At 68.0% G+C, this 18,196-nt stretch carries 16 protein-coding genes; 9 read left to right on the plus strand and 7 right to left on the minus strand.

Annotated elements, in window-relative coordinates; translation table 11 throughout:
• Position 1: 1 nt before the first annotated feature.
• The 3 genes from ACI3KU_RS17100 to ACI3KU_RS17110 form a co-directional block, all read right to left on the minus strand.
• Positions 2 to 1,051 carry a LacI family DNA-binding transcriptional regulator gene (locus tag ACI3KU_RS17100; RefSeq protein WP_404923535.1) on the minus strand — a complete coding sequence of 350 codons (1,050 nt, stop codon included), beginning with the start codon at positions 1,049 to 1,051 and terminating at the stop codon, positions 2 to 4.
• A 175-nt stretch (positions 1,052 to 1,226) separates the two neighbouring features.
• A complete protein-coding gene (gene msrA, locus ACI3KU_RS17105; protein WP_404923536.1) occupies positions 1,227 to 1,775 on the minus strand; it encodes a peptide-methionine (S)-S-oxide reductase MsrA in 549 nt (182 codons plus the stop codon).
• A gap of 36 nt (positions 1,776 to 1,811) precedes the next feature.
• Positions 1,812 to 4,262, minus strand: a complete 2,451-nt coding sequence (locus tag ACI3KU_RS17110) for a sensor histidine kinase (RefSeq protein WP_404923537.1) — start codon at positions 4,260 to 4,262, stop codon at positions 1,812 to 1,814.
• A 177-nt stretch (positions 4,263 to 4,439) separates the two neighbouring features.
• Between ACI3KU_RS17110 and ACI3KU_RS17115 the strand changes: the two genes are divergently transcribed.
• Positions 4,440 to 6,794, plus strand: coding sequence for a sensor histidine kinase (locus tag ACI3KU_RS17115; RefSeq protein ID WP_404923538.1), 2,355 nt, complete (start codon positions 4,440 to 4,442; stop codon positions 6,792 to 6,794).
• Positions 6,795 to 6,867: 73 nt separating this feature from the next.
• Here ACI3KU_RS17115 and ACI3KU_RS17120 read toward each other — a convergent pair whose 3' ends face one another.
• The 3 genes from ACI3KU_RS17120 to ACI3KU_RS17130 form a co-directional block, all read right to left on the minus strand.
• Entirely contained in the window at positions 6,868 to 7,323 is a 456-nt protein-coding gene (locus ACI3KU_RS17120; protein WP_404923539.1) for an SRPBCC family protein, read from the minus strand.
• Between the two features lie 90 nt (positions 7,324 to 7,413).
• Positions 7,414 to 7,860 (minus strand): DUF6098 family protein, encoded by a 447-nt coding sequence (locus tag ACI3KU_RS17125; RefSeq protein WP_404923540.1) that lies wholly within the window; start codon positions 7,858 to 7,860, stop codon positions 7,414 to 7,416.
• A gap of 60 nt (positions 7,861 to 7,920) precedes the next feature.
• Positions 7,921 to 8,559 carry a MarR family winged helix-turn-helix transcriptional regulator gene (locus tag ACI3KU_RS17130; protein WP_404923542.1) on the minus strand — a complete coding sequence of 213 codons (639 nt, stop codon included), beginning with the start codon at positions 8,557 to 8,559 and terminating at the stop codon, positions 7,921 to 7,923.
• A 71-nt stretch (positions 8,560 to 8,630) separates the two neighbouring features.
• On the opposite strand from ACI3KU_RS17130, the gene idi reads away from it, so the two are divergent.
• From idi to ACI3KU_RS17170, 8 genes are all read left to right on the plus strand, one after another.
• Positions 8,631 to 9,191: an isopentenyl-diphosphate Delta-isomerase gene (gene idi, locus ACI3KU_RS17135; protein ID WP_404923543.1), complete on the plus strand. Its 561-nt coding sequence runs from the start codon at positions 8,631 to 8,633 to the stop codon at positions 9,189 to 9,191.
• Entirely contained in the window at positions 9,179 to 10,279 is a 1,101-nt protein-coding gene (locus ACI3KU_RS17140; RefSeq protein ID WP_404923544.1) for a polyprenyl synthetase family protein, read from the plus strand. The genes idi and ACI3KU_RS17140 overlap by 13 nt, the downstream gene beginning before the upstream one ends.
• Complete coding sequence (locus ACI3KU_RS17145; RefSeq protein WP_404923545.1) at positions 10,276 to 11,193, plus strand: phytoene/squalene synthase family protein; 918 nt, start codon at positions 10,276 to 10,278, stop codon at positions 11,191 to 11,193. Before ACI3KU_RS17140 ends, ACI3KU_RS17145 begins: the two co-directional genes overlap by 4 nt.
• 64 nt (positions 11,194 to 11,257) lie before the next feature.
• The gene (gene crtI / locus ACI3KU_RS17150; RefSeq protein ID WP_404923546.1) at positions 11,258 to 12,871 is read left to right on the plus strand and encodes a phytoene desaturase family protein; all 1,614 of its coding nucleotides are present in this window, start codon (positions 11,258 to 11,260) and stop codon (positions 12,869 to 12,871) included.
• Between the two features lie 25 nt (positions 12,872 to 12,896).
• Complete coding sequence (locus ACI3KU_RS17155; RefSeq protein WP_404923547.1) at positions 12,897 to 13,244, plus strand: lycopene cyclase domain-containing protein; 348 nt, start codon at positions 12,897 to 12,899, stop codon at positions 13,242 to 13,244.
• Entirely contained in the window at positions 13,241 to 13,576 is a 336-nt protein-coding gene (locus ACI3KU_RS17160) for a lycopene cyclase domain-containing protein (protein WP_404923548.1), read from the plus strand. Before ACI3KU_RS17155 ends, ACI3KU_RS17160 begins: the two co-directional genes overlap by 4 nt.
• Positions 13,573 to 14,445 (plus strand): prenyltransferase, encoded by an 873-nt coding sequence (locus tag ACI3KU_RS17165; RefSeq protein WP_404923549.1) that lies wholly within the window; start codon positions 13,573 to 13,575, stop codon positions 14,443 to 14,445. The genes ACI3KU_RS17160 and ACI3KU_RS17165 overlap by 4 nt, the downstream gene beginning before the upstream one ends.
• Before the next feature lie 52 nt (positions 14,446 to 14,497).
• Positions 14,498 to 16,696 (plus strand): MMPL family transporter, encoded by a 2,199-nt coding sequence (locus tag ACI3KU_RS17170; protein ID WP_404923550.1) that lies wholly within the window; start codon positions 14,498 to 14,500, stop codon positions 16,694 to 16,696.
• A 105-nt stretch (positions 16,697 to 16,801) separates the two neighbouring features.
• Here ACI3KU_RS17170 and ACI3KU_RS17175 read toward each other — a convergent pair whose 3' ends face one another.
• Positions 16,802 to 18,055: an LCP family protein gene (locus ACI3KU_RS17175; protein ID WP_404923551.1), complete on the minus strand. Its 1,254-nt coding sequence runs from the start codon at positions 18,053 to 18,055 to the stop codon at positions 16,802 to 16,804.
• Positions 18,056 to 18,196 lie beyond the last annotated feature (141 nt).

Consider the following 18,196-nt stretch of genomic DNA (forward strand, 5'->3'; position numbering starts at 1 on the left):
GCTACCGGGTGGTGGAGCGGACCACGATGTCGGACAGCGCGAGATGCAGCGACGGATCCGCTTCGCTGCCGTCGATGCGCGCGCTCAGCAGGTCGATCGCGGTGGGCGCGATCCACTCGAGCTGCGAGCTCATCGTGGTCAGAGGCGGGACCAGGTAGGCGGACTCGGCGATGTTGTCGAAGCCCATCACCTGAACGTCTTCCGGGATGCGAATGCCGCGCTCGCGCAGGGCGAAGACCGCACCGATGGCGATCGTGTCGCTGAGACAGATCAGTCCGTCGAACGCGACGCCGGAGTCGAGGACAGCGGTCGCCGAGCGGAATCCGGCGCTGATCGACCAGACATAGCCGCTGACACCGACCAGACGGCCGTCGAGGCGAAGCCCCGCCGAGGCGAGCGCCTCGGAGATGCCACGGAGGCGCTGTTCGGCGTTGCCCTCTGTCGCGCTACCGATCTTCACCGGGTCATACGCGTGGTGAGCCCCCACGACGGCGATCGACGTACAGCCGCGCGACAGCAGATACTGCGTCGCGGTGCGCGCATCGGCGATGTCATCGGTGGTGACGTGGTCGGCCAGGCCGAACGTGTCTCGTGAGCCGAGGCAGACGAGCGGATAGTCCACGTCGAGATCGGCCGGCTCCAGCTGCTCGTGCTCGGCCATGGACAGCAGCAGCCCGTCGGCGAAATGGACGTTGAACTGCTCGAGGTAGGCGCGCGAGGTCATCGGACCGAAGCCCTCACCGAACGTCGTGACGTAGGCGGTGAGACCGCGAGCACGTGCCGCATCGACCACGCTCTCGGCGAGCTCTGCGAGGTACGGAGCCTTCAGCGTGGGAACCGCCAGGGCGATGGAATCGGTGCGACCCCGTGTCAGGTTGCGCGCGGCGACGTTGACCTTATAGCCGAGTTCGTCCACGGCGGCGAGGACCTTCGTGCGGGTGTCCTCCCCCATGCGGCCTGTGCCGTTGACGGCATTGGACGCGGTCTTGAGGGAGACGCCCGCGTGCTCGGCGACGGACTGCAGCGTGACGACGCGGGTGGGACGTGGCATGGGGACCTCTCACAGTCGGGTCGAAGATGCCGAGCTCGACAAGCACGGGGCATCGCCGCTCCCGGACGAGCGGTCTTCGTGTGGAGCTCGGTCTGCACCGCAACAGCAGGTCACGTCAGTGTGGCGGCCGAGCGCTCGCGTCAACCATACGCCACCCGTCGGTGGCGGATCCGGATCACACCTCGGCGCGGCGCGGGAGCACCCAGCCCGGACGGGCGAAGTGGCACGTGTAGCCATTCGGGATGCGCTCCAGGTAGTCCTGGTGCTCCGGCTCCGCCTCCCAGAACGGGCCCGCCGGCTCGATCGTGGTGACGGCCTTTCCCGGCCACAGTCCCGACGCGTCGACATCGGCGATGGTGTCGCGGGCGATCCGCTCCTGTTCCTGGTTCAGGGGGAAGATCGCGGAGCGGTAGCTCGATCCGATGTCGTTGCCCTGACGATCCAGCGTCGACGGATCGTGGATCTGGAAGAAGAACGCCAGCACGTCACGGTAGGTCGTCTTCGTGGGGTCGTAGACGATCTCCACCGCCTCCGCGTGACCGGGGTGGTTGCGGTACGTCGCGTGATCATTGCTTCCGCCGGTGTAGCCGACTCGCGTGTCCAGCACGCCGGGCTGCTTGCGGATGAGGTCTTCCATCCCCCAGAAGCATCCGCCCGCGAGAACGGCCGTGTCCGCGCCGTCTCGCGTGGTGATGCGGCCGTCGTCAGCGATTCCTTGGACCATGATTCTCTCCTCGCTCCTGCTCTTTCGCAGGTTCCATCATCTCAACGCGCGAGACCGTGATTTTGGTCCCAAGTCTGTAAATTGCCTCGCGTTCGCCCCATCAGAGCGCTCGGACAAGACCAGTGCGGGATCTGTCGGCGGCACGGTGATGGGCGGCCGCACCGATATCAGCGTGTGCGAGGAGCCGGCAATGCACTCCATCGAGGTGGGATTCGCCGCGATCATCTCCGCCATCGCGGGAGCGAGAAGGGCGGGACCCAGAATCAGGCACACCGGCCGCTCCGCCTCTGTGAACAGGCTCACGATCACCCGATCCGACGGCGTGCACAGATCGAGGACGCCGAGGAGCGCTTCACCCGCAAGCCGCGCCGTGGTGGGATCCGCGCTGTCGATCGTGCCGCCGCGAACCTCCAACAGCACGGAGCGTGCGCGCGCTTTCACCAGTGCGAGCGCGAGCCAGGGGCTGAGGTTGAGCACGCCCGCATCGATGAGGAGCAGCTGTCGCAGATAGCTCTCTTCGTCCGCGCACAGCTGCTGGATCACAGGGTCTCGAGGATCCGCAGCTCCGCGCGCGATCTTGTCGAGCAGCGCGACCGATGTCCGGGTACCCACCCGGATCCACCGCTGCCTCGCGGTGGTCAGCGCGTTCTGCGCTTCGGCACCGGTATCCGCCTCGAACGCGGCCCACACCTGCGCTCGATAAGCCTCCACTGCCCGGCTGAGCACAGGCACAAACACACCCCAGCCCGCGAACAACCCGACCTGCGGCGCAGCAGCGACGATGGCGAGAGGGAAGGATGCCGGGTCCACCGATGACACGGCAACACAGGCCAGCAGGACCGCCGCCCCCAGACCCACGAGCGCGACGATCAACGGTACGCGCGAGCGGTAGGTCATCATCAGGATCACGAGCGGGGCTGTTCCCACGAGCGCGGGGAAGAACAGCAAGGGCTCCGCGGCCTCGACGAGCACGGCGAATGGCGCGAGGTACCCCGCAGGAACGGACAGGACGATCAGGCATGTCACCCACCCCGGCACCGGTTGGCGACGGTTCGCGAACGACCACGCGAACAACGTCAGCACCGCCAAGCACAGCGACACGGCGACACTCGTGGGGGCGATGGCGGACGGTCGGAACACGGACAGGACCAGGTCGGCGCCGATGATGATGCCGGCCCAGATCCAGCACCCGGCAGCCGCAATCGCTCGAGCGTCCATGCCGAAGTCGGCAGCGGGCATGGCCGAGAAACCACGCCGAGCGGCGTCCATGCTGTACGTCAAAGTGACGGTTGTCCCCTGTCCGGGCGCGCTGTCGAGCGCTACCGCGACATTCGCGTCCGCGCACCGACGGAACACCGATTCGGCGAGCCCGCGCCCCGGCACACGATCTCCTGCGAATCCGACACCGTCATCGCTCACGCACACGACCACGCCCGCGGGCTGCAGTTCCAGGCCGAGTCGCACGCTCGATGCCCCGGAGTGCTTCGCCGCATTGGTCACCAACTCGTACACCGCACGCACGATCGCACGCGACGATTCCACGGGAAGGAGCGATTCGACCCGCTCCAGATCGTGCGCCTCCGGCCCGTGGTAGTCGACAGGGAGGGCCGCGTGCTGCTCCAGGGACGCGATGAGCGGCGTCAGGCCACCGCCGTCGTCAAGCCACGGCCCGCCCCGAGTGACGGGGTGCTCGTGACCTCCACGCCGCGATTCGTCGTCGTTGTCGGCGGCGAGACGACGAACCACCGCTGCGTCATGCGCAGCGCGCCGCCGCACCGCTGCGAGGTCGAAGCCCGGGCCCGCGCCGCGCGCGATAAGGCTCAGTGTGTTGATGACCGTGTCGTGCAGCACCCGCGCGTCTTCGGCCGTCTGCCGACCCGTGTCACGTGCGACTCGTTCGGTGCGGACGCTGCGGTTCGCCAGCTCGGTCTGTTCATCGGCGCGGTGCGCCGTCTGGTCGATGGTGCGGTTCATTGCACGCACCCCGAAGAACAAGATCACCGCCAGCACCACCACGGTGAGTCGCACGTGCAGCGGCCACTGCGGACGAAGCACAATCTGCAGCCACAGCTGCCCGACCAGCGCACCCACTGCCACGAGGGCCGCTGCTCGGGGCCGCAGAATCAGCGCGGGCGTGGCGCACATGATGCCCGCCGTCCAGACCGCGGCGAACACCAGGGGCGAATGCCAGTCCGACACCGCACTCAGATCCACGATGACTCCACCAAAAGTGGCGATGAGAGCGGGCAGCGCCGGGCGGTGCAGGGCGTCACTCAGAAGACAGGCGGCCGCGAGGAGCACGTGCACGGCGATGACCCAGGCGAGCGCCTGCCCGGTCAACGCCCGACTCTGCACCGAGGCGAGGGCCGCGAGGATCACGAATCCGTGCCATACCGCCACACCGCCCAGCACGGAATGCTGCATCGTGGCATTCACGAGGTGGGATGTGGCACGCTCCGGCGTTGTGTCAGCGGCTGGGTCGGTCACGCTTCGGAGTCTAGGACGATGTGGCACGGTGCTCGAGACCATTCACGTTCCTCAACCGATCCTGCGGTTCGTGCCCCGGGCTTGCGCAGTCCGCGACCCGACGTCCACCGCCGCTGCTCACCGTGATAATGAGCACGCAACTGGCACCAAAGCGGTTCGTGCAGTAAGAACGGAAACATGAGCGTAGTGATTGGCATGTTGCGCGTGCTCTTCACCCGCTTGCATGTGGAGCGCTCCGAGATGCTCGACACAGACCTGAACATCTGGGCAGCAGGCGCGTTCATGCGCGCACTGTCTCGCGTGCTGCTCGTCGGATGCGCAGTGTTGGCGTTCACGGTCGCGCCACTGGCCAGCATCCGGCTGGGCGGCGCTGGGTACGCGTTCGCGGTCGCCGAAGTCGCGCTCGGTCTCCTGATGCTCATCGCTCTCGTTTCTCCGATCCCGCCGGCGCCCATCGCGATCCTTGCGTTCGGACTGGGAGCCCTGATCCTCCCGCGCGCACCGGAGCTGAGTGCACTTGCCTCAGCCACGACCTGGCAGCTCAACTTCGCCAGCTTCATGATGGGAGCGCTCGTGCTGAGCGCCCTCGCCGTGCCAGTGACGCTCGCGACCACTCTCATCTGTGCCCTGATGATCGCCGCGTCCCCGCACGGCGAGGATCCCCGCTTCACGATCTCGCTCGCGCTCGTCCAGGTGCTCATCGTGACCGTGACCCGCCTTGCCCTTGCGTCACTGCTGGAATACGTGAACAGCACCGACCGTTCGATCACCGAGAGCGAGCTGGAACGGGAGGAAGCCGCTCTGCAGCGCCACACGATCACTCAGATGAGCGAGCAGATCCGCATCCTGCATGACACGGCCATCAACACCCTCGGCGCTATCGCGAACGGCAACTCCGGCGTGAGCGACATGGGTCAGGTGCGGGCGCAGTGCGCCCGAGACGTCACGTTGCTGCGCCAGCTACGGGGTGAACGCCTCAGCCTCCCCGACGACGACATCCTCGACATCTTCCGCCAACCGGGCCTCCAGGTCACGCGGACGGGCCTCGACGATGACGAGCTCCGAGCCGCTACCGAGCAGCTGCCCGCCGCCGTGACACGCGCGCTTCTCGGCTGCGTCCGAGAAGCGCAGACAAACGCGATGAAGCACTCGGGCGCGGATGAGATGGAGATCAGCACCTCGGTTGTCGGTCCGGCCCTGCGGATTGCTTTGCGAGACACAGGGCACGGTTTCGACGTCGCGGCCGTGCTGCAGGCATCGGTGGTGGAGAGCTGGGGATCCGGACCGCACGCCCGCAAGACGACGGGCTTCGTCTCGTCGATTCACGAGCGCGCCCGCGCCAACGGTTTCGACGCACGCGTGACGAGTGTCCTCGGGACGGGAACGACGGTTCTGCTCACGGTTCCGCTGCGTTTCGAGGCGGACGATGCGGGCACGACCACCCACCACGGATTCCGGGGAGTCGGTGCCACATCTCGCCGCGTCGCCACCCATCGCGCGGCGGCCAGCCTGATCAGCCGCGCCGGCATGTTCTGGGCTGTTGGCGCCACCCTCGGCAGCGCAATCCTCCTCATCGCCGGCAGCACCAATCTGCACCTGGCGCAGTTCCCGATGATCGGCTTCATGGTGCTCGCGCTGGTGATCGTCTGGCGCACGCCTGCGGGGACCGCGCCCGCCACGACCACGATCTGGCTCACGCTCTGCATGTGCGCCGTCTTCCTGCTCTCCGGAGCCGCCAGTGGATTCGGATCGCAGGGCTGGACGCAGTGGAACGCGATCGCCGCGACGGCGCCGTATGTCCTCCTCCTCGCTCATGGCGTCGCGCCGCGATACCTGGCGGTGGCTGGTGCGACGGCAGCGCTGTGTATCGCCGCCGCTGTGGCGGCCGTAGCCCCCGTCTCAGCGAACGGGGCGCGGGTCACTCTGACCGCAGGGATCATCACCCTCGCCGTGGGCGGGATGTGGAGCGCCATTCAGGTGCAGATCCTGCGCCTGAATGGCCGGGCGGCAGCGGCACGTGACGCGCTCTTTCAGGCACGGATGACCACGGAACTCGCTTCGGGCGCGCAGCGCATCCACGGACGGTGGGTGGATGCCGGCCTGGACAACGCCGTTCGCCTGCTCTCAGCTATCGCGAACGGCGAGATCGCGGCCGATGATCCTGCCTCGCGCGAGGCATGCGTCGTGGAGGAGCGCTACCTTCGCCAGCTCTCCCAGATCGGCCCGGACCTGATCCACCTGGGGCCGGAGCTCGTGCCGACCCTCCTGTACGCGCGCTCACGCGGGATCGACTACACGCTGCGAGTGACGAGTGCCGATGCGAAGGACGACGCCGCCGCACGCCGTATCTCGACCCACATCATCGAGGGGTTGCAGGCGACGTCGCCCGGCCAACGTTTCACGGCCTCCATATTCCCGACCCAGGACGGATTGCAGCTGACCATGGTGCATGCGACAGAGCAGGAGCAACACCCGATCGGCGTGACGGAGCTGGTCTACGCCGGCTCCGACCCCACACCCCTGGTGCGCTGAGCGCAGAGGGGATAGCCGCTGTCCGGCGCGACGGGAGCACGGGCCGCGCCGGACAGCGGTGCGTGCCGCGGACTCAGGTGTCCTCGATGCGACCCCGCCACGCGCCGGTGGCCTTGCCGCGCTCTTGCATGAACTCCCTGAACCGCTCCAGGTCCTTCTCCGCCGCGCGCTTGTCCAGGTTCAACATGGCACCGGTGGATTCCACGAATCCCTCCGGCATCCACTCCATCGCCAGCGAGATCTTGGTTCCTTCACCGGTGGCCATGAAGGAGACTTCGCCGTTGTGCATCTTGTCGCCCTCGCTCTCCCACCGAATCAGCCGGTCAGGCTCCTGCTGCGTGATCGTCGCGTAGAAGGAGCGTTGCACTCCCCCCACCTCCACGTCCCAGTGCGTGCGGACGTCGTCGATCTGCTCCACCCGCTTCACCGCAGACATGAACCGAGGGAAGTCCTCGAACTGAGTCCACTGGTCGTACACCTCATTGATCGGCACGTCGACGACGGTCGACGCCGACACCTGAGTTGTCATGATGAGATCCTCTCGTCGTTCTTCGGAACTCACACGATAGGCACCGCTCGCGGATCCCCGTCTGGGGGTTTCCGCAGATCGGAGCAGAAGCTATCCTCTGTCGGCAGTCTTGTCGCCACGGTGGTTCGGCAGGGCGCCTCGATCGAACACCCGGTCGTACAGGGCATCGGCCTCGGTCACGAGCGAGTCCGCGATCCGCGCGAGCGGCACGACGTCCACGACCAGGGGTTCGCAGTCCGGCCCGCGGCCCACCTCGCGGCCCGTCAGCACCCAGCCGAAAGCTCCGTCCCGCTCACGGAGATGCTGGTATTGCATGAGCTGGCGCGCGAGCCAGTGCGCGAGCGGACGCGACCACCACTGCTCCGGCGTGAGCGGATTGACGGAGAGACCCGGCAGCTCCAGGCCGCTCTCGCCATCGATGCTCAGCTCGTCCGCGTCATGTCGCGGGCCAGCGCTGTACCGCACATACACCGTCGGATGCGCCCGCACGAGCGATGCGAGTTCATCGAGGGTACGACAGGGAATGAGCGCCTCCATGGGTGCACCCTGCCGCAGGCAACGCGTGGGCGATAGCGGGTTGACAACACAGGCCCCGACTCAGTCCGCGTGTGCGCCCTCCTGCGCCCACGCTTCGTCGCGCAGCGTGATCTCCTCCGTCATGTCACGCAGGAAGCGGATGACCACCTCGCGCTCGCTGGGAGTCAGCCGCGCGGCGGAATAGAAGCGCTTGGACTGCTGCCGCCCGACCGTCTCCATCGCCGCCCGATGAGTCTCCGGGGTGATCGAGATCGTCAGCGCGCGACGATCCGTGGGGTGCGGCGATCGCACGATATGCCCACCCCGCTCCAGCCGGTCCAGCAGCTTCGTGGTGGATGCGGAAGAGATCCGGAGGTGGTGCGCGATAGCGCCCGGGGTGACGAACGTGTTGGTGTTGGAGCAGACGATCAGATAGTGCAGCGCCCGCATGTCGGTCTCATTGAGCTGCATGTAACGCCGCGAGACCTCCGACAGGTGCTGCTCGGCCTCGCGGAGCGCACCCAGAGCCTTCATCAGCTCGGTGATCTGCTGGATGTCCTCCGCGGAAACACCAGAGCGATCAACCAGCGTCTGGCGCGGATCGCTGGTTTCGATGTCGTAGAGCCCGCCGCCATCGGCCCTGTCCGTCGCGCCAGGCGGACGACCTCTCGGCGGGGACGCCGCGAAATCATGCAGGCTCCCGCCCGGCTCTGTGACCATGTGAACATGCTACACAGAAGATGTTTCACACGTACTTTATTTCTTACCTAGCTAGCAATATGCTTTGTTGAATGACAGCCACGGACGGAGATTCGATGGAACTCGTGACGCTCCTCAGCGAGGACGGCACCGAGCGCGGCTCGGCGCCCAAGGACGACGTGCACACCACCAGCACACCCCTGCACCTCGCGTTCTCCTGCTACCTGCTCAACGACCACGGCGAACTCCTCCTGACGCGTCGTGCCCTCAGCAAGCGCACCTGGCCGGGCGTCTGGACCAACAGCTTCTGCGGTCACCCGGCACCCGGTGAAGTCATGGCGGATGCCATCCGGCGCCGCGCGGAACAGGAGCTCGGTACCCGCGTCACGGAGTTGCAGATGGTGCTCCCCGACTACCGTTACCGGGCGGTCGACGCCAGCGGCATCGTCGAGAACGAGATCTGCCCGGTTTACGTCGCCCGGATCGATGCGCCGCTCCTCCCCGAGCCCGTCGAAGTCTCCGAGCACGCCTGGGTAGACATCGACGACGCGGCACGGGCGGTGCGCTCCGCGCCCTTCGCCTTCAGCCCCTGGCTCCAGGAACAACTTCCCCTCCTCGTGCGAGCGAACGGATTCCCGCCATGCCCGTCCTGACCGTCGACGAGGATCTTCGCGCTCGTATCGAGGCCCGCCTCCGCCGGCAGTTCGCTGCGCGCACGTCCGCAGCGGAACGCTACGGCGTCGAGTTCGCCGGACTCTGGCGAACGGCCTCACATCATGTCCTCGGCGGCAAGCTGCTGCGTCCCCGCCTTCTCGTCGCCCTGTACGACGCCCTCACCGACTCATCGGCCGATGCAGCCGACACCACGACCGTGCTGGATCTCGCTGCCGCGATCGAGACGCTGCACTACGCGTTCCTCCTGCACGACGACGTCATCGACGGCGATGTGCAGCGCCGACACCGCCCCAATCTCATCGCGTCGCTGCGCGACGAGCATCCGCACCCGCTGCTGGCTCCGCGGGAGGCACTGCACTGGGGTCAGACCGGCGCGATCCTGCTCGGCGATCTGCTGCTCTCCAGCGTTCATCAGAGCTTCGCCCGCGCGGACCTCCCCCACGCGCAGCGTCTGCGAGCGCTGGATCTGCTGGAGCACACCATCACGGAGACCGTGGCCGGAGAGCAGGCCGATGTGGCGCTCACCGACCAGGTCGTGCCGGCGGACCTCGCCACCATTCTCGCGATGTCGGCGGACAAGACGGCGACCTACACCTTCGAGCTGCCGCTGCGGCTGGCCGCGATCCTCGCCGGCCGCTCCCCCGCCATCGAGAACCACCTCGCCGCGATCGCCCGCCACCTCGGACTCGCCTTCCAGCTGCAGGACGATCTGCTCTCCGTCTTCGGGGATGCGGCGCGCCACGGCAAGGATCCGCACTCGGACCTCCGCGAAGGCAAGCGCACTGCCCTCATCGCCTATGCGCGCATGACGAGCGCCTGGCGTCGGATCGAGCCGCGACTCGGCCGATCCGACCTCACGGAGAGCGATGCCCTGCTCATCCGCACACTCCTGGAGGAGTGCGGCGCGCGTGACTTCGTCGCCAACCTGGTGGACGAGCACATCGATGCCGCTCGCAGCCTCATCACCGGCGTCAACAGCGACGTCGGCAGCAGCGGACTGCTCCCCGCCGCGGCACAGCGGGTACTGCTGGCGATCCCGGAGCGACTGGAGGGACGGCAGTCATGAGCGGGACCCGCACCACGGCATCCGACCGCGCCGCGCTGGAGCGGTTCACCGCAACGGCCGAGAGCGCCGCGGCCGGCGTGATCCGCAGCTACTCCACGTCCTTCGGGCTCGCCTCGCGCCTGCTCGGGTCGCGCCATCGCCAGCACGTGCGCAACGTGTACGCGATGGTGCGCATCGCGGACGAGATCGTCGACGGGGTCGCCGCGGAGGCGGGGCTCACCCGAGCCGACCAGCAGGCGGCACTCACCGAGTACGCCGAGCAGACGCACCGCGCGATGCGCAGCGGCTACAGCAGCAACATCGTGCTCCACGCGTTCGCGCGAACTGCTCGCGAGAGCGGCATCGGCACCGACCTCACGGAGCCGTTCTTCTCCTCGATGCGGGACGACCTCGGGGCGACGGACACGGCAACGGCACAGCTGCGCACCCACGATGCCGCCTCTCACGCCCGCTACGTGTACGGCTCTGCCGAGGTGGTGGGGCTGATGTGCCTGCGCATCTTCGTCCGAGGCATGCGCGTCTCCGACGCCGACCAGGCAACCCTCCTGCACGGAGCGAAGCAACTCGGCGCGGCCTTCCAGAACGTCAACTTCCTGCGGGACCTCGCCGACGACACCGACCGGTTGGGGCGAGGCTATCTGTCCAGCGACGGGCGTCTCACCCAGGCGCAGCGGGACGGTTGGGTCCTCACCATTCGCCAGCAGCTGGCCGACGCGGACCGGAGCATTCCGCTCCTTCCGCGCGACGCCCGGGCTGCGGTGCGCAGCGCCCACGGATTGTTCACGGCGCTCACCGATCGTGTCGCGCGCACGCCGATCGAGGTGCTGTACCGGCAGCGCGTCCGCGTCCCGGACGCTCAGAAGGCCGCCATCGCGGCCCGCGCACTGATCACCACCACCTGGGAGCGAGCATGAACCGCCACGAAGACGACGCCCGTCGAAGCGACAAGACTCGCGCCCGCCGGGGAGCAGGCGTGCGATGAGCCGGGTCACGATCATCGGCGCGGGAGTCGCCGGGCTCGCCACCGCCGGACTGCTCGCACGGGAGGGTCACGAGGTGACCGTCCTGGAGAAGAACGACGTCATCGGCGGTCGCGCCGGCTCCCTCGAGCGTGACGGATTCCGCTTCGACACCGGTCCGTCGTGGTACCTGATGCCGGGGGTGTTCGACCACTTCTTCGAGATGATGGGAACGTCTACCGACGAGCAGGTCGACCTTGAGCGGCTGCGCCCGGCCTACAGGGTGTTCCGTGAGCCGTCCTCGCCCGACGCTCGCGCCGAGGAGATCACCGTTCCTGCCGACAGCGCCGGCATCGCGGCGCTGTTCGACGGCCTCGAACCAGGATCCTCCGCGCGCCTGAAGGAGTACCTGTCATCGGCCCGCCACGCGAACGACATGGCCGTGCGTCACTTCCTCTACAACCCCTTCACCTCGCTGCGCTCCCTGCTGCAGCCGGAGATCCTTCGTGCGCTCCCCCGCCTCGCAGGCCTGCTCCTGAGTCGGCTGGACACCTTCGCGGCCCGGCGTTTCCGCGACCCCGCGCTGCGTCAGATCCTCGGCTACCCAGCTGTGTTCCTCGGCACGGATCCACGGCAGGCTCCCGCGATGTACCACCTGATGAGCGCTCTCGACCTGGACGAGGGCGTCCGATACCCGCTGGGCGGATTCGCCGATGTCGTCAACCGCATCGCGCAGCTCGCCGAGTCCGCCGGAGCGACGATCATCACGGGCGCGTCGGTCCAGCGGATCACCACCGCCGCAGGGGCGAACTCGAAGTCCCACCGCGCGCAGGTCACGGGCGTGCGCTGGATCGACGACGCCGGGGCCGTGCACGACCAGGATGCCGACATCGTCGTGTCGGCGGCTGACCTGCATCACACCGAGACCCGGCTGCTGCCCGAAGCGCTGCGCACCTACCCGGAGAGCTGGTGGCGCAAGCGCACGAGCGGCCCCGGAGCTGTGCTGGTCATGCTCGGAGTCCGTGGCGACCTCCCCCAACTGCCGCATCACTCACTGTTCTTCACGGAGGACTGGGACGCCAACTTCGATGCCGTGTTCGGCCAGCGCGGGCCGATGCCCGACCCCGCCTCGCTGTACGTGTGCCGTCCCTCCGCGACCGACCCGAATGTGGCGCCGGAGGGTCACGAGAACCTGTTCGTGCTGGTGCCGGTTCCCGCCGACGTGCAGCTGGGCCGCGGCGGAGCCGATGGCGCGGGTGATGCGCGCATCGAGGCGATCGCCGACAGCGCCATAGACGTGATCGCGCGGTGGGCAGATGCCCCCGACCTCCGCGAGCGCATCGTGGTGCGCGAGACGACGGGTCCCGCCGACTTCGCCGATGACTTCCACTCCTGGCGCGGCGGTATGCTGGGTCCCGCGCACATCCTCTCCCAGAGCGCGATGTTCCGGGCTCAGAACGCCTCACGACGCGTCGAGGGTCTCTACTACGCCGGCGGCACGGTGGCGCCCGGTGTGGGTGTGCCGATGTGTCTCATCAGCGCGGAGATCGTGCTGAAGCGCATTCGCGGCGATCACTCCGGCGGCCCTCTGCCCACGATTCGCCACGCGAGTGCTGTGGAGGCCATCCGATGATCGGCCGCTCGGGAACGGCGAGCTGATGGGGCTGCTCTACCTGGTCGCCCTGCTCGTGTCGCTGGGCTGCATGCTGCTCATCGACTGGCGGTTCCGGCTCTTCTTCTGGCACGACCCACTGTCGGCGACGATCGTCACGATCACCGGGACGCTGTTCTTCCTGCTGTGGGACGTCGCCGGCATCGCCTCCGGGATCTTCCTCCGCGGGGAGAGCGGCTTCGCCTCGGGGATCGTGCTGGCGCCGGAGCTGCCCCTCGAAGAACCCGTGTTCCTGGTGTTCCTCGTGGTGTGCACGATGGTGGTCTACACCGGAGCGGTTCGGCTGATTCGTGCACGGACCGCTCGTCGCAGAGCGACAGAGCAGATCCGATGAGCTACGCCGCCCTCGCGGGCCTGTTCCTGCTGGCCGCGCTCCTGGTAGCTGCTGTGCTTCGCCTGGTTGCCCGCCGCTCCGTCGTCCCGCTCGCCGTCGCCGTCACTCTCGCGGTGCTGAGTGTCCTCACGGCGGTGTTCGACTCCGTCATGATCGCCGCCCGGTTCTTCCACTACGACCCGGATCAGCTCCTCGGCGTGATGATCGGCCTCGCCCCCATCGAGGACTTTGCCTACCCGCTCGCGGGAGCGATTCTGCTTCCGGCGCTGTGGGTGCTGCTGGCATCCCGCCGCGAGCGAACCGAGACTGACACCACGGGAGTGCCCCGATGACGCGTACCCCCGGTGTGATGGGCCAGATCCTGCTGGCCTCGCGACCGATCAGCTGGATCAACACGGCGTTCCCGTTCGCGGCCGCGTATCTGCTGACCACGCGCGAGATCGACGTCACCTTCGTGATCGGCACGCTCTCCTTCCTGATCCCCTACAACGTGGCGATGTACGGCATCAACGATGTGTTCGACTACGCGTCCGACCTCGCGAACCCGCGCAAGGGCGGAATCGAAGGCGCTCTGCTGCAGCCGCGGTTCCACCGCCAGGTGCTGTGGGCCGCCGCGGTGTCGAACGTGCCGTTTCTGGTGTACCTCGTGATCGTCGGGACACCGGTGTCGTGGCTGTGGCTGGCCGTCAGCGTCTTCGCGGTGATCGCCTACTCCGCCCCCGGGCTGCGATTCAAAGAGCGGCCGTTCCTCGATTCGATCACCTCGAGCACCCACTTCGTGAGTCCCGCCATCGTCGGGCTCGCGCTCGCGCAAGCAGAGATCACGCCGGGGATCACCCTCACCCTGTCCGCATTCTTCCTGTGGGGGATGGCGGCACACGCGTTCGGTGCGGTCCAGGACGTGCTCCCTGACCGTGCCGCTGGAATCGGATCCGTCGCGACGGTAATCGGCGCGCGCGCCACCGTGCGCTTCGCCATCGTCCTGTGGGTGCTGGCGGGGGCGCTGATGACGCTCACCCCGTGGCCCGGTCCGCTCGCGGCGATCCTCGCTGTCCCCTACATCGTCAATGCCGCCCCCTGGTGGAACGTCACGGACGAGACCTCCCCGGAAACCAACCGCTCCTGGCGCCGATTCATCGCGTTGAACTACCTGGCGGGCTTCCTCGCCACCCTGCTGCTGATCGGCATCTGGCTGCGCTGAGTCACGCGCCCGCCGACCATCCCGCACCGATCTCTCCCCAGAAAAGGTCACCATGTCAGAACCCACCTCTGCCCCGCACCGGACGCGCGAGAAGCATCGCGCTTCTTGGCTGCGCATTCTGCTCCCCGTTGTGCTCATCCTCGCCTGGCTCGTCGCCGCGGGCCTCGGCGGGCCGCTGTTCGGGAAGGTGAGCGAAGTCTCCTCGAATGACCAGACCACGTACCTTCCGGCTTCCGCCGAAGCCACCGAAGTGCAGGCGTTGCTCGGCGACTTCAACGACAGTGAAGCCATCCCGGCGATCGCCGTGTTCGTCGGCGACACCGAGCTCACCGACGCCCAGAAGACCGTCATCACCGATGCGGTGACCGCTGCTCCCGATACCGAGGGGGTCAGCGCGGACGTCTCGCCGGCACTGCCGTCCGAGGACGGTCGCGCGATGCAGGCGTTCATCCCGATCTCCAGCGACGCCGACCTCGGCGACACGGTGGACGCTCTCGGCGAGCTGCTCCGCTCCGCCGCGCCGGACGGCGTGACCGTGTACATCACCGGACCCGCCGGCTTCAGCGCCGACCTGGTCGCCGGCTTCGCGGGAATCGACGGCCTTCTGCTGGGGGTGGCGCTGCTGGCGGTGCTCGTCATCCTGGTGCTCGTCTACCGCTCTCTACTACTGCCGGTGGTGGTGCTCTCCACGAGCCTGTTCGCCCTGTGTGTGGCACTGCTCACGGTGTGGTGGCTCGCAGAGGCCGGCATCCTGCTGCTCAGCGGACAGACCCAGGGCATCCTGTTCATCCTGGTGATCGGCGCGGCGACCGACTACTCGCTGCTGTTCGTCTCGCGCTTCCGCGAGGAGCTGCGAGTCACACACGATACGGGCGCCGCGGTCATGACCGCCTGGAAGGGCTCCTTCGAGCCGATCGTCGCCTCCGGCGGCACCGTGATCGCGGGGCTGCTGTGCCTCCTGCTCAGCGATCTCAAGTCCAACAGCACGCTGGGTCCGGTCGCCTCGATCGGCATCGTGTTCGCGATGCTCGCCGCACTGACCCTGCTGCCCTCGCTGCTGCTCCTGTTCGGGCGCGCCGCGTTCTGGCCGCGCCGACCGAAGTTCGAGCCCGAGGTCGTCGCCGCCGAAGACGGCATGCCCTCACGCGGCGTCTGGGCGAGGCTCGCTCGCACCATCCGTCGTCGCCCTCGTCTGATCTGGGTGCTGACCACGGTGGTGCTGCTGGCGGGAACCGTCGGAGTCACGCAGCTGAACGCGTCGGGAGTTCCGCAGTCTGACCTCGTGATCGGCACCTCGCAGGCCCGCGACGGTCAGGTGGCGCTCGGTGAGCACTTCCCCGGCGGCTCGGGCAGCCCCGCGTACGTCGTCGTACCGGAGGCATCGCTGCAGCAGGCGGCGGATGTCCTGCTCGCGAACGATGGCGTGGAATCTGTGAGCGTCACGGCCAGCGACTCGCCCAGCGGATCGGCACCGGTCACCGCGGACGGCATCCAGGCCGTCGGCGCGCCGGGAACGCCGGCTCCCGATCCCACCGTGGTCGATGGCGACGTGATGCTGCAGGCCACGCTCACCGATGCCGCCGATTCCGATGCGGCAGCCGCGACCCTTCGCGACCTGCGGGTGCAGCTCGAGACGATCAACGGGCTGGACGCCCTCGTCGGCGGCGTCACCGCTACCGCCGTGGATACGAACGACGCGTCGATCCATGACCGTAACCTGATCATCCCGCTGATCCTGGTCGTGATCATGCTGATCCTCATGCTGCTGCTGCGCTCGGTGCTGGCACCGGTGCTGCTCATCGTGACGACGGTGCTCTCCTTCGGCACCGCGCTGGGGGTGTCCGCGCTCGTGTTCAACGGGATCTTCCACTTCCCCGGGGCCGACCCCGCCGTTCCGCTGTACGGCTTCGTCTTCCTCGTGGCGCTGGGCATCGACTACAACATCTTCCTGATGACGCGCGTGCGCGAGGAGTCCCTCAAACACGGCACCCGCGACGGGGCGATGCGCGGACTGGCGATCACCGGTGGCGTGATCACCTCGGCCGGCCTGGTCCTGGCCGCCACGTTCGCCGCGCTGTCGGTGATCCCGATCCTCTTCCTGGTGCAGCTCGCGTTCATCGTCGCCTTCGGCGTGCTGCTGGACACCTTCGTGGTGCGCTCCCTGCTGGTGCCTGCTCTCACGTACGACCTCGGCCGCGTGATCTGGTGGCCGTCGAAGCTGTCGCGCAGGCCGGAGGAGACTCCGCGCTGAGCGCATCGCCGACGGCGAGAAACGAAAGGTGCAGTGTCAGCCGCCGGCGCAGGTGGTGATGTCGGCGGTCTGGCCGCGCACGTCCGGTCCGAGCGTGACGGGGTGTCAGCCGCCGGCGCACGTGGTGTTGTCGGCGGTCTGGCCGCGCACGTCCGGCCCGAGCGTGACGGGCGTGTCCGTCGCCGGCGTGGTGCCGCTCTCCGGTGCCGTCGTCGTCTCGCCGCCGTCGGCATCGCCCGCTCCCTCTGCGGAAGTGACCTCCGAGCCGCCCAGCCGCACCGGCTGGTCGGCGCGAAGTGCGGCCCACAGCGTCTCGGCGTCGGGCGATGGCTGGACCCGGTTGGTGTCTTCCGGGTAGTCCTCGGCCGGCATCTGCAGCAGCGTCATGTTGCCGAGATCCACCGTTGCGAGCGTGCTCGCGAGACCCACCAGCGTGCCGGTGTCGCTCAGGCCCGAGTCGACCTGGATCGAGCGCGTCGCCGCATCGGCGAGATTGAACAGCGCGACCGGATTCGCGAGCGTCCCCGCGCTCTTCAGCTTGCGGGCGAGAGCGGACAGATAGATCTGCTGCGTGTGGATGCGCCCGAGGTCCGATCCGTCACCGATGCCGTAGCGGGTGCGCACGAACGCGAGAGCCTGCGCGCCCTGGATCGTGTGCGGACCGGCGTCGAGGAAGAGCTGGGAATCGGGGTCTGACACGGGTTCCGCCAGACACACGTCGACGCCGCCGACGGCGTTGGTGATGTCGATGAAGCCATCGAAGTTCACGACGACGAAGTGATCCACGCCGATCCCGGTCATCTCGCGCACGGTGTCGAGGGTGCAGAACGGGCTCACATCGAAGGCCCCGTTGATCTGCGCCACATCCTGTGCATCCGAGGTCGAACCGTCCGGATACGTGCATTCGGGCCGGGCGGTCATCGTGTCGCGAGGGATGCTCACCAGCGTCGCGTCCGTGTGCGCGGCATTGACGTGCAGCAGCATGAGCGTGTCCGATCGCGAACCCTCGACGTCATCATCGCCGTAGGTGCCGCTCGTGAGATCAGCGCGGGTGTCGGAACCCATGATCAGCAGGTTGACCGGCCCTTTCCAGTCGGGAACCTCCACCGCCGCGCCATCTGGGCGCTGCACGCTGTTCGCGGCGATGTTGTCGGACACGCGCGCGAACAGCGTCGCGACGTAGATGCCGCCGGCCGCGATCACCAGCACCGCGACCACCGCGAAGGCGACGCCCACGCGCCGGCGACGATACCTCCGCCGTTGCGCCGCGTCGGCGCGCGCCGCTGCGCGTGGACCCTCCGAGAAGTCCGCGGTGTCATCCGCTTGTGGGCTGCGTGTCGGGTGCTGCGGACGCCGCATGATTCCTGCTTCCGTCGGGTCATCGGTCACGGCGTGCCACACGCACGGACCGACGTTCGGCTCGGCGAGACGCACCGGCGTCTGCCGATCGGGGAACCGTCAGTGTCGGACAGCAGCCTCCACGGCAGCGAACCCGCCACG

The organism is Microbacterium sp. ZW T5_56 (assembly GCF_044987425.1).
Taxonomy (GTDB): domain Bacteria; phylum Actinomycetota; class Actinomycetes; order Actinomycetales; family Microbacteriaceae; genus Microbacterium.

What these genes read in the sequence shown, in the direction of transcription:
- ACI3KU_RS17125 (WP_404923540.1), bottom strand. Translation starts at nt 7,860, where the DNA reads ATGGAGGCGCTCATTCCCTGTCGTACCCTCGATGAACTCGCATCGCTC.
- ACI3KU_RS17120 (WP_404923539.1), bottom strand. Translation starts at nt 7,323, where the DNA reads ATGACAACTCAGGTGTCGGCGTCGACCGTCGTCGACGTGCCGATCAAT.
- ACI3KU_RS17115 (WP_404923538.1), top strand. Translation starts at nt 4,440, where the DNA reads ATGAGCGTAGTGATTGGCATGTTGCGCGTGCTCTTCACCCGCTTGCAT.
- ACI3KU_RS17160 (WP_404923548.1), top strand. Translation starts at nt 13,241, where the DNA reads ATGAGCTACGCCGCCCTCGCGGGCCTGTTCCTGCTGGCCGCGCTCCTG.
- ACI3KU_RS17175 (WP_404923551.1), bottom strand. Translation starts at nt 18,055, where the DNA reads ATGCGGCGTCCGCAGCACCCGACACGCAGCCCACAAGCGGATGACACC.
- ACI3KU_RS17130 (WP_404923542.1), bottom strand. Translation starts at nt 8,559, where the DNA reads ATGGTCACAGAGCCGGGCGGGAGCCTGCATGATTTCGCGGCGTCCCCG.
- idi (WP_404923543.1), top strand. Translation starts at nt 8,631, where the DNA reads ATGACAGCCACGGACGGAGATTCGATGGAACTCGTGACGCTCCTCAGC.
- ACI3KU_RS17155 (WP_404923547.1), top strand. Translation starts at nt 12,897, where the DNA reads ATGGGGCTGCTCTACCTGGTCGCCCTGCTCGTGTCGCTGGGCTGCATG.
- ACI3KU_RS17170 (WP_404923550.1), top strand. Translation starts at nt 14,498, where the DNA reads ATGTCAGAACCCACCTCTGCCCCGCACCGGACGCGCGAGAAGCATCGC.
- crtI (WP_404923546.1), top strand. Translation starts at nt 11,258, where the DNA reads ATGAGCCGGGTCACGATCATCGGCGCGGGAGTCGCCGGGCTCGCCACC.
- ACI3KU_RS17140 (WP_404923544.1), top strand. Translation starts at nt 9,179, where the DNA reads ATGCCCGTCCTGACCGTCGACGAGGATCTTCGCGCTCGTATCGAGGCC.
- ACI3KU_RS17100 (WP_404923535.1), bottom strand. Translation starts at nt 1,051, where the DNA reads ATGCCACGTCCCACCCGCGTCGTCACGCTGCAGTCCGTCGCCGAGCAC.
- msrA (WP_404923536.1), bottom strand. Translation starts at nt 1,775, where the DNA reads ATGGTCCAAGGAATCGCTGACGACGGCCGCATCACCACGCGAGACGGC.
- ACI3KU_RS17165 (WP_404923549.1), top strand. Translation starts at nt 13,573, where the DNA reads ATGACGCGTACCCCCGGTGTGATGGGCCAGATCCTGCTGGCCTCGCGA.
- ACI3KU_RS17145 (WP_404923545.1), top strand. Translation starts at nt 10,276, where the DNA reads ATGAGCGGGACCCGCACCACGGCATCCGACCGCGCCGCGCTGGAGCGG.